General features: G+C 67.2%; 9 protein-coding genes. 5 read left to right on the top strand and 4 right to left on the bottom strand.

Annotated features, from left to right (window positions below):
• The coding region (locus tag NI18_RS14110; RefSeq protein WP_037530681.1) for a hypothetical protein at window positions 1-578 on the top strand (578 nt) is incomplete at its 5' end.
• Here the strand turns inward: NI18_RS14110 and NI18_RS14105 are convergent.
• Window positions 572-1,282: a 2OG-Fe(II) oxygenase gene (locus NI18_RS14105; protein WP_042466181.1), complete on the bottom strand. Its 711-nt coding sequence runs from the start codon at window positions 1,280-1,282 to the stop codon at window positions 572-574. The genes NI18_RS14110 and NI18_RS14105 overlap by 7 nt on opposite strands.
• Before the next feature lie 212 nt (window positions 1,283-1,494).
• On the opposite strand from NI18_RS14105, the gene NI18_RS14100 reads away from it, so the two are divergent.
• Window positions 1,495-1,941 (top strand): PA2169 family four-helix-bundle protein, encoded by a 447-nt coding sequence (locus tag NI18_RS14100; RefSeq protein ID WP_235188219.1) that lies wholly within the window; start codon window positions 1,495-1,497, stop codon window positions 1,939-1,941.
• Between the two features lie 45 nt (window positions 1,942-1,986).
• Here the strand turns inward: NI18_RS14100 and NI18_RS14095 are convergent, their stop codons facing one another.
• Window positions 1,987-4,575: a PAS domain-containing protein gene (locus NI18_RS14095; RefSeq protein WP_031438845.1), complete on the bottom strand. Its 2,589-nt coding sequence runs from the start codon at window positions 4,573-4,575 to the stop codon at window positions 1,987-1,989.
• Window positions 4,576-4,715: 140 nt separating this feature from the next.
• Window positions 4,716-4,985 (bottom strand): GlsB/YeaQ/YmgE family stress response membrane protein, encoded by a 270-nt coding sequence (locus NI18_RS14090; RefSeq protein WP_031393553.1) that lies wholly within the window; start codon window positions 4,983-4,985, stop codon window positions 4,716-4,718.
• 170 nt (window positions 4,986-5,155) lie between these two features.
• Here NI18_RS14090 and NI18_RS14085 point away from each other — a divergent pair, with 170 nt between their 5' ends.
• The gene (locus NI18_RS14085) at window positions 5,156-6,631 is read left to right on the top strand and encodes a PAS domain S-box protein (RefSeq protein WP_037530677.1); all 1,476 of its coding nucleotides are present in this window, start codon (window positions 5,156-5,158) and stop codon (window positions 6,629-6,631) included.
• 39 nt (window positions 6,632-6,670) lie between these two features.
• On the opposite strand, the gene NI18_RS14080 is transcribed toward NI18_RS14085, so the two are convergent.
• Entirely contained in the window at window positions 6,671-7,789 is a 1,119-nt protein-coding gene (locus NI18_RS14080; RefSeq protein ID WP_037530674.1) for a Gfo/Idh/MocA family oxidoreductase, read from the bottom strand.
• A 196-nt stretch (window positions 7,790-7,985) separates the two neighbouring features.
• Between NI18_RS14080 and NI18_RS14075 the strand changes: the two genes are divergently transcribed.
• Both NI18_RS14075 and NI18_RS14070 read left to right on the top strand, forming a co-directional pair.
• Window positions 7,986-8,828, top strand: a complete 843-nt coding sequence (locus tag NI18_RS14075) for a type 1 glutamine amidotransferase (RefSeq protein WP_037530673.1) — start codon at window positions 7,986-7,988, stop codon at window positions 8,826-8,828.
• A 97-nt stretch (window positions 8,829-8,925) separates the two neighbouring features.
• A partial coding sequence (locus tag NI18_RS14070; protein WP_306286420.1) for a GAF domain-containing protein occupies window positions 8,926-9,416 on the top strand: 491 nt, incomplete at its 3' end.

Here is a 9,416-nt window from a genome sequence, read left to right as displayed (position 1 = left end):
CGAGCGCGCGGTTCGGGGCTGCCGCTGCTTCCCGCGATGCCCGCGACACGGTCGACTGGGTGATGCGGTCGCGCGACAACCAGGCCCTGCCGTTCGTCGTGATCGACAAGGTGAACGCGGTGGTCTTCGCGTTCGATGGCGTGGGGGTGCTCCGCGGCACGGCGCCCGCGCTGCTCGGTCTCGCCCGCGGCGACGACAGCGTGCCGGGGATAGGCCAGCGCAAGCTCGCGACGATCACGCCCGCCGAGCGGACCACGCCCGCCGGCCGGTTCCAGGCGTCGATCGGCGCCGATTTCGAGCAGGATATCCTGTGGATCGACTATGCCGCTGCGCTGTCGCTCCACCGCGTCATCGCCGGCCGCCGGGTCGACGACCGCGCCGGACGGCTGGCCTCGGCGACGCCGCAGGACAACCGGATCTCCTATGGCTGCGTCAACGTGCCTGCGCGCTTCTACGACGGGGTGATCAAGCCGTTGTTCACGGGCACGGTCGGGATCGTCTATATCCTGCCCGAGACCCGACCGCTGCGCAGCGTGTTTGCAATGACGGCCTCAGCGCCGGACGCCGTGCCTCACTGACCCCAGGGGCGCTCGCGATACCATTTGGTCAGCACGTACTTGACCCCCTGTTCGACCGGCATGCCCTGGTGCACCGACCCCGGATTCGGCGCGCCATAGTCGTCCATGTTGTTCCAGATGACGAGGTTGCCTGCCTTGGGCGCGATGATCACGTCCGCTGTCGGAAAATTGGTCCGGCCTCCCGCCTCCGGTTCGTTCAGGAACGTCATCGCCGACCAGGTCCGCTGTCCGCCGACCGCGACCTGATCCTGCCAGTAGAGCTGGCCGGTATCGAAGAAGTCGTGATGCGGCTTGAACTCCTGCCCGACCGCATAGCGCTGGCCCTGCAACGCCTCGCCGTAGCGCGGTTTCAGCCCGGTCAGCGCGTCGAGCCGGGTCTCGACCGCGGTGACCGCGTCGGGGCCCGCATAGAGGTAACAGGTCTCGCTGGTCCGGTAGGCGGGACGCGGATCGTCGGCGACGACCGGCGACGGCACGCGATCCGCATCGATCAGTGCGATCAGCGTCGCGCACACGTCGAGCGGTAGGAAATCGCGGACGATGTACAGCTCGATCCCGGGTGCCGGAATGCGAACGGCGCCGGGATAGCACAGGATCTGCTCGCGGACCTGTGCCGCGGACTCCGCGCGCGCGAGCGCTTCGACCGGGCCGTCGCGTCGGTCGGTGGCGGAAAGTGGCGATGTGGCGGACGGAACGGCGACCATGGGCACTCCAGACTGTCGGGCGCGTCGGTGGCGGACCGGCGGTCCGGCCCCGTGGCCAGACCATCACATAGATCAAGCCGTACAGGCGCAAAAGCCGTTTCACCGCCGAATTCGGCCGCAATGCTCGATACTTGTCCGCGGGGAAGGCAAAATCCGGGTGCGACTTAATCGCGTGACGATCGTTGAGCCGCCATTCCCAAAGGAGACGAATGATGAGCAACGAGACCGACGTGTCCGTCCTGAACGGCCTGATCAAGACGACCCTCGACAGCATGAAGGGCTATGAGGACGCGGCCAAGGACGCGGAGAGCACGCAGTATGCGACGATGTTCGCCGATTTCGCGCGCGATCGCGCCCAGGTCGCGACGAACCTGCAGGCACAGGTCCGCGCACTCGGCAGCGAGCCCGAGATGGATTCAAGCATGCTCGCCGCAGCGCATCGCACCTTCATGGACCTGAAGCAGGCGCTGACCGGCAAGGACGACAAGGCGATCATCCTCGAGGTCGAGCGTGGCGAGGACCACATCAAGGCCAAGTATGAGGACGCGATGAAGGACGGCCAGCTGTCGCCCGCATCGCTCGACGTGGTCACCAAGGGCTATGCCTCGGTCCGCGAAGGCCATGACAAGATGAGCGCGCTCAAGCACAGCCTCACCTGATCCGAAGGGGCGACCGGTTTCGCCGGTCGCCCTTTTTCCTCCGCGCTATCCTGCCGCCTTGCGCAGGATCCGCGACAGGTCCTCGACCGAATAGGGTTTGTGCAGCAGCTCGAACCCGTCGGTACCATCCTGCGCCAGCACGTTGCTGTAACCCGACGTCAGCACCACCGGCAGCCCGGGATGCGACGCCCGGATCGCCTTGGCCAGATCGATGCCGTTCATGCCCGGCATCACGACGTCCGAAAACACGATGTCGAAGCGCGCCGCGTCCTCGCCCAGCACCGCCAGCGCCTCCTGCGCATCCGCCGCCCAGACCGTCACATAACCGAGCTCGGCAAGCGACTGGGTGGTGAACGTGCCCACGTCCTTGTTGTCCTCGACCACCAGCACGCAGGTGCCATGGCCGTCCGCCAGCCCCTCCGGGACCGCCCCCGGCAGGTTCGCGGTGCGCTCCTCCGCGCGCGGCAGATAGAGCGTGAAGACCGTGCCGCAGCCGACTTCGCTCTCGACGATGATGTCGCCATCGGACTGTTTGGCAAAGCCGAACACCTGGCTGAGCCCAAGGCCGGTGCCCTGCCCGACCCCCTTGGTCGTGAAGAACGGCTCGAAGATCCGCTCGAGCTTTTCGGGCGGGATGCCCGACCCGGTGTCGCGCATCGAGATCGCGACGAACTGCCCCTCGACCGCCGGATGCGAGCGCACCGCCGGGATCATCGTGGCGGTCCGCAGCGCGATGTCGATCCGCCCGGCGCCGTCCATCGCGTCGCGCGCATTGACCGCCATGTTGACCAGGGCGGTGTCGAGCTGGCTCGGGTCGACATTGGTGAAGCAGGGCGTGTCGGGCACGTCGATCGCGATCGTAATCCGCGATCCGGTCAGCGTGCCGAGCATGTCGGCGATGCTGCCGAGACTCTGGCCGACATCGATCACCTCGGGCTGGAGCGCCTGCCGCCGTGCGAAGGCGAGCAACTGTCCGGTCAGCTTTGCCGCGCGATCGGCGGTGTCCGAGATCGCGTCGATATAGCGCTCGCGCCGTTCGGGCGGGAGGTCGGGGCGCTTGAGCAGGTCGGTTGCGGACCGGATCACGGTGAGCAGGTTGTTGAAGTCGTGCGCGACACCACCGGTCAGCTGGCCCACCGCCTCCATCTTCTGCGACTGGCGCAGCGCGTCCTCGGCGGTCTGCAGCTCGCTCGTCCGCGCGATGACCTGCTGCTCGAGCGAGGCCGCGAGCGCGGCGAGCGCCTGTTCGGTGCGGCGGCGCTCGGTAGCGATGCGGGTCCGATCCGCAACCTCGCGCGCGAACGCGACCTCGTCCGCGCGCCAGTGCCGCGCCCAGCCGCTGGCGAGATACAGCATCGCCACGATCCGGCCGTTTTCGGTGATCGGCATGTTGATGATCGCGCGGGCCTGCACCGCCTCGAGCGCGGCGCTCGTCGCGTAGGTCCGAGGGTCGGCGCGCGCATCGGTCACGCAGACCTCCTCGCCGCGCTTGAGGTCGTCGATATAGGTGCCGAAGTCGCGAAGCCTGAACGTGCCCGAAAGCTGGTCGACCCCTGGCGCGGTCCAGTCGCTGTGCACCGTCACGGTCTCGGCGTCCGGATCGATCTCGCCATAGCCGGTCCGGCTGAGGTCGATCGTCCGGCCGATGATCTGGACGGCCTGGTAGGAAATGTCGTCGGGACAGTCGGTGTCGCGGAACATGTCGCCCAGCTCGACCAGCGCCGCGCGCATCATCTCGCCGCGGCGCTGGTCGGTGATGTCGGTCGACACGCCCGCGATCCGCAACGCCTCGCCGGTGGCGGAATAAAAGGGCTGTCCGCGCGATCCGATCCACCGCAGTTCGCCGTCCTGGCGGTAGATGCGGTAGACGACCTCGTAATCCGTCCCCTCCTCGACGCAGCGTTGGACCTCGGCGACGCTCAGCGCGCGATCGTCGGGATGGATCGCGGCCAGCCGGTCGTCATAGGAAAACGGCGCGTCCGTAGGCCGGCCGAAGATCTCCTTGCAGGTATCCGATGCGGTCAGCCGCTTCGTCGCGATCTCGAGGCTCCAGGTCCCGAACCGCGCCGCCTTGAGCGTGAAGGCGAGCTCGCGCTCATGCTCCTGCTGCTGTCGCAACCGGTCGGTCAGTTCCGCCATCAGCGAGGCGTTGCTGCTCTCGAGTCCCTTCAGCCGCTCACGCTCGAGCGTCACGTCGACCTGGCTGGCGAAGAAATAGGCGAGCACGCCGTGCGTGTCGAAGACCGGCGCCATCAGCAGCCGGTTCCAGAACGTCTCACCGTCCCTGCGGTGGTTCTGGATCTCGATCTCGATCGATTCGACCCGGCGAACCGCGTCGCGGATCCGGTCGATCGTCGCGGGATCGGTTTCCGGCCCCTGGAGGAACCGGCAGTTGCGCCCGAGTATGTCCTCGCGCGGATAGCCGGTGAGCCGGCAGAACGCGTCGTTGGTGAACACGATCGGATTGTCGGGCAGGCGCGGATCGGTGATGATCATCGGCATCCGCGTCGCCCGCACCGCGGCGACGAACGGGTCGGTGCCGAGGTCCTGCCCGATCAGCTCGGCGGCGATTCGCTCGGCGTCGGCCGTCAACGGACGAGCGCCGGGGTCGGCGCGGTCGGGTGTATCGTTCAAGACCGTCTACTCGCCCTTTGCACTAAGTCGCTGATATCTAGCTACGCGCAAAGACACCGCAACGCCGGGCTGGCGTGACGAATAATCGAGATCAATATGCGACGAAGGGCGGCCGCGTGATGCGGCCGCCCCTCCCCTCATCAGCGCACCGAACCGCGGCGCACCATGTTGACGATCGCGAGCAGGATCACCGCACCGACCAGCGAGATCAGGATCGACTGGATGTTGAGCGCGCCGTCCATGATCGAGGCGCCACCAATGAGCGGCGTGATCAGGAAGCCTGCGAGCAACGCGCCGACAATGCCGACGACGATGTTGAGGAAAACGCCCTGCTGTGCGTCGGTCCTCATGATCATGCTGGCGACCCAGCCGATGAGTCCGCCGACGACGAGAAGGATGATGAGGTTCATGATGAGGCTCCTGTTGATACTGGTACAGGCTGCTCAACGGACCGGGTGCTGCTAACGTTCAGTTCGGCCGCGCATAGTGCTTTGCGACATTAGTATAGGGGCACTAGTCCGGTTGGTAGGTCGGGGTTGGCCGTGACGGAACCGGTCGTGCGCTCCAGCGCTGAGGAGGCATGACCAGTACCCCCGGCAAGCCGCTGCATGCGCCCACCCTGCATCATCTCGAACAGCTCATGGCCGGATTGCTCGAAGGGGTGATCCTGATCGACCCGACCGGCGTGATCCTGAGCGCCAACCCCGCCGCGCTCAAGATGCACGGCGTCCGCGGCGTCGGCGAGCTGGGTGCGACGGCGGACGATTATGCCGCGCGGTTCGCCCTGCGCTACCGCGACGGGCGTAAGGTGCCGCGGCGCGAATATCCGCTGCTCCGGCTGCTCGCGGGCGAGAGCTTCCCCGACCTGATCGTCGAAGTCACGCCGCGCGATGCGGACGAACCATGCTGGGTCCATCAGGTCCGTGACATCGTCATGGACGAGGATGGCGGCGAGCCCGACTGCCTCGCGCTGGTGATCAGCGACGTGTCCGAGCGGTTCGACGCGGAGGACCGGTTCGAGGCGATGTTCCATGCCAACCCCGCCCCCGCGCTGATCATCCGCATCGCCGACCAGCGTTTCGTCCTGGTCAATCAGGGGTTTCTCGACCTGTCGGGCTATGACCGCGACGCGATCATCGGCAAGACGCTGTTCGATTTCGACTTTCTCGCCGATGTCGAGCGCAAGGCGTTCGTCAAGGCGTGCGTCGCGCGCGGCGAGGTCGTGCCACAGCTCGAGGCCGAGCTGCCGCTCGCCGGCGGCGACACGACGCTGGTCATCCTGGCGGGGCAGCCGATCGAGGTCGGCAACCGCGACTGCCTGTTGTTCACCTTCGCCGACCTCGAACCGCGGCGGCGCGCGGAACATGCGCTGAAGGCGAGCGAGCGGCATTTCGCCGCGGTGTTCGAGATGGCGCCGGTGGCGATGGTCGTGACCCAGACCGACGACAATCGCATCCTGCAGGTGAACGCGGCGTTCAAGACGCTGACCGGCTATGACGATCGCACGGTGATCGGCCGGGTCGCCGACGACCTGCAATTGTGGAATGATGCGGGCCAGCGCGAACAGCTGGAAACCGAGATCCGCGCGCAGGGCGGGTTCCGCGGACAGGATGTCCGCCTGCTCCGCAAGAATGGCGAGGCGCTCGACTGTCTCGCCTCCGCCGAAAACATGCGGATCGACGGCGATGCCTGCGTGCTCTGGCTCTATCAGGATATTACCGCGCGGCGGCGCGGCGAGCTCGAGCTGGTCGAGGCGATCGAGGCGGTGATGAAGGACGCCAACTGGCTCGGCCGGTCGATCATGGACAAGCTGGCGACGCTGCGGAACCCGCGCCCCGGCGCCGCCTCGGACGCGCCGCTGCTCGATCTCAGCAAGCGCGAGCGCGAGGTGCTCGAGCTGATCTGCCAGGATCTCGACGATGCCGCGATCGCCGAGCGGCTCGAACTGTCACGCAACACCGTGCGCAACCATGTCGCGCGGCTCTATGCCAAGATCGGCGTCAACCGGCGCAGCGCCGCAGTGGTCTGGGCGCATGAACGCGGGGTCGGCGCCTGAGAAAGCGCGCGCCGCCCCGAGGGGCGGCGCGGCCGGTGGTCAGGCGGACTGCGGGATGATGCTGATCATCGCGTCTTCGCTCGGCTCCTTGGCGGGCTTGAGCTTGAGCGCCTGATCCGCGGTCACGTGCCGCGTGCGTGTCGCGGGCTCGAGCGTCACGGTCTCGCCCGTCTCGAGCGACCGCTCGACCGCTGCCAGCACGCGCATGTCGAACAGGCCCTCCTGCCCGTCGGCTTCGGGATGACGGTCGTTGAGGATGCAGTCAGAGAAATACTGCGTCTCGTTGCCGAACTGCTCGACCGGATCGAAGGCGTGCTTCTTCTCCTTGCCGTCCGCGGTGCGCTCGACATAGGTGATGCTGGTCGTCGGCCCGAACATGAAGGCGGGCGCGGCGTGGATGCTCGCCTTGGTGCCGACCAGCTCGAACCCCTCGGACGAGGCGGTCGCATAGCTGACGGTGAACTGCGCGATGCGATCGTTGGCGAACTTCAGCGTCACCGCGACGGTGTCGTGGAAGTTGAACCCGCGACCCGGCGTCTTCGTCCCGACAGCATGCACCGCGATCGGCTCCTGCCCGAACAGGTTGCGCACCGCGTTCAGCGGATAGGTGCCCATGTCGGGGACGGGCCCGCCCCAATAGCCGTTATGCCCGCGCGAATTCTCCTCGCGGACATTCTGCATGAAGGTCGACGAGAAGGCGCGCAGGTCGCCGAACTCGCCCGCCCGTGCGCGCGTGATCATCTCGACCGTGCCGGGTTCGTGATGCAGCCGGTAGGCGATCATCAGCTTGGCGCCGCCCTTCTTCTCGGCGGCGATGATCTGCTCGGCCTCCGCGACGCTCGACGCCATCGGCTTTTCGAGCAGGACATGGATGCCCGCCTCGAGCGCGGGGACGGCATATTGCATGTGCAGGAAATTGGGCGTCGCGATATAGACCGCGTCGATCTCGCCCGAGGCCAGCAGCTCGCCATATTGCGCGTAGGAATAGGCCTTGAGCTTGTAGAGCTTGGCCAGCTTGTCCGCCTTGACCGGGTCGCCGGTGACCAGTGCGGTCATTTCCGAATTATTGGTCCGCGCGATCCCCGGCATGAACGCCTGCTGCGAAATCTGCCCGCCGCCGACGACGGCGTAGCGCACCTTCTTGGTAAGTCCGAACATGACAGTCTCCGTGGTTCAGGAAGGATGGAATGAGGCTGGCAACTCCGCGCGACGGGGTTTTGTTGCACTGCACCCTGCGCGACAAAGTTGGCGAGCGCGGTCGTTACGGACGCGCGGGGATTATCTGCCGCCGGTCTTGGGCGAACCGCCAGCGCGCGCGTTATTCTGTCGGCCATTTACGGTCAGAGGACTGATAGTGCTGAAGTTTCTAGTGGCCGAAAGCGAAACACCCGAACAGCGCGACGCCCGCCGCGAGCATGCGGGAAAGAGCTCGGGCGAGACCTATGCGGCGACGCTCGAACAGCTCAGGCCCGATGCGCAGATCACGATCGTCGCACCCGCGGACGACGACGCGCGCGTGCTTGCGCCGGGCGAGATCGGCGATTTCGACGCGGTGTTCGTCACCGGCTCGCCGCTCCACGTCTATGACGACTCGCCCGAGGTGCAGCGCCAGCTCGCCTTCATGCGCGCGGTGTTCGCCTCGGGCACGCCGTCCTTCGGCTCGTGCGCGGGACTGCAGCTCGCGGTTGCCGCAGCAGGCGGCACCGTCCGCAAGATGCCACGGACGATGGAGGCCGGGATCGCGCGCCGGATCACGCGGACGCAGGCGGGACGCGATCACCCGCTGCTCGCCGGCCGCACGCACAGCTGGGATGCGCCCGCGATCCACGGCGACGAGGTCGAGCGGCTGCCGGACGACGCGACATTGCTCGCGAGCAACGCGGTCACCGCGATCCAGGCGGCCGAGATCCGCCATGACGGCGGGATTTTCTGGGGCGTGCAATATCACCCCGAACTGGCCCCGCGCGAGATCGCGATCGCGCTCCGCCGCCAGGCCGGCAGCCTGATCGAGGCGGGGCTCGCCGAGCGCGAGGCCGATGTCGAACAGCGCGCGGCGCAGCTCGATGCGCTGCACGACGAACCCGACCGCCGGTCGCTGCTCTGGCTGCTCGGCGTCGGCGACGATTTCGCGCAGGAGGCGGGTCGGCGGCTCGAACTCACCAATTTTCTGACGCATCTGGTCGAGCGGGGCGACTGACCCCTGCCCTTGCATTCTCACGCCGCGCCCACATCTGCCGTAGCGTAAGCAGCGCGATCTCCGGGGGGGATCGTGCGCCGAACGGGGAATGGGGCGGATGTACGATCAACTGGCCGAGAGCGTCATGCTCGAGAGCGACAATGGCGACGTGCGGGCGATCCTCGAAAAGGTCGCGGCGCTGACCGGCATGGGGTTCGTCGCGGTCGCGCGCGTCACCGACACGCGCTGGATCGCCTGCCAGGTCCTCGACCAGATCGATTTCGGCATGTCGCCGGGCGACGAGCTGCGGATCTCGACGACAATCTGCGACGACATCCGCCAGTCGGGCAAGGCCGTCGTCATCGACGACGTGTCGACCAACGACCGCTGGCTGACGCACCCCGCGCCGTCGCTCTATGGGTTCAAAAGCTATGTCTCCTTCCCGATCACGCTCGCCGACGGGTCGTTCTACGGCACGCTGTGCGCGATCGATCCGCGCCCGCGCCAGCTGAGCGGGCGCGAGACCGCCGCGGCGCTGGCCGGGTTCGCCGCGGAAGTCGGCGGCGGTGCTGTCGCGGAACGTGGCCCGCGGGCCTGGAGCGGGCCGGA

It is taken from the genome of Sphingomonas sp. Ant20 (genome assembly GCF_000783375.1).
Taxonomy (GTDB): domain Bacteria; phylum Pseudomonadota; class Alphaproteobacteria; order Sphingomonadales; family Sphingomonadaceae; genus Sphingomonas; species Sphingomonas aerolata.
This window is presented reverse-complemented; position numbering and strand designations above follow the sequence as displayed.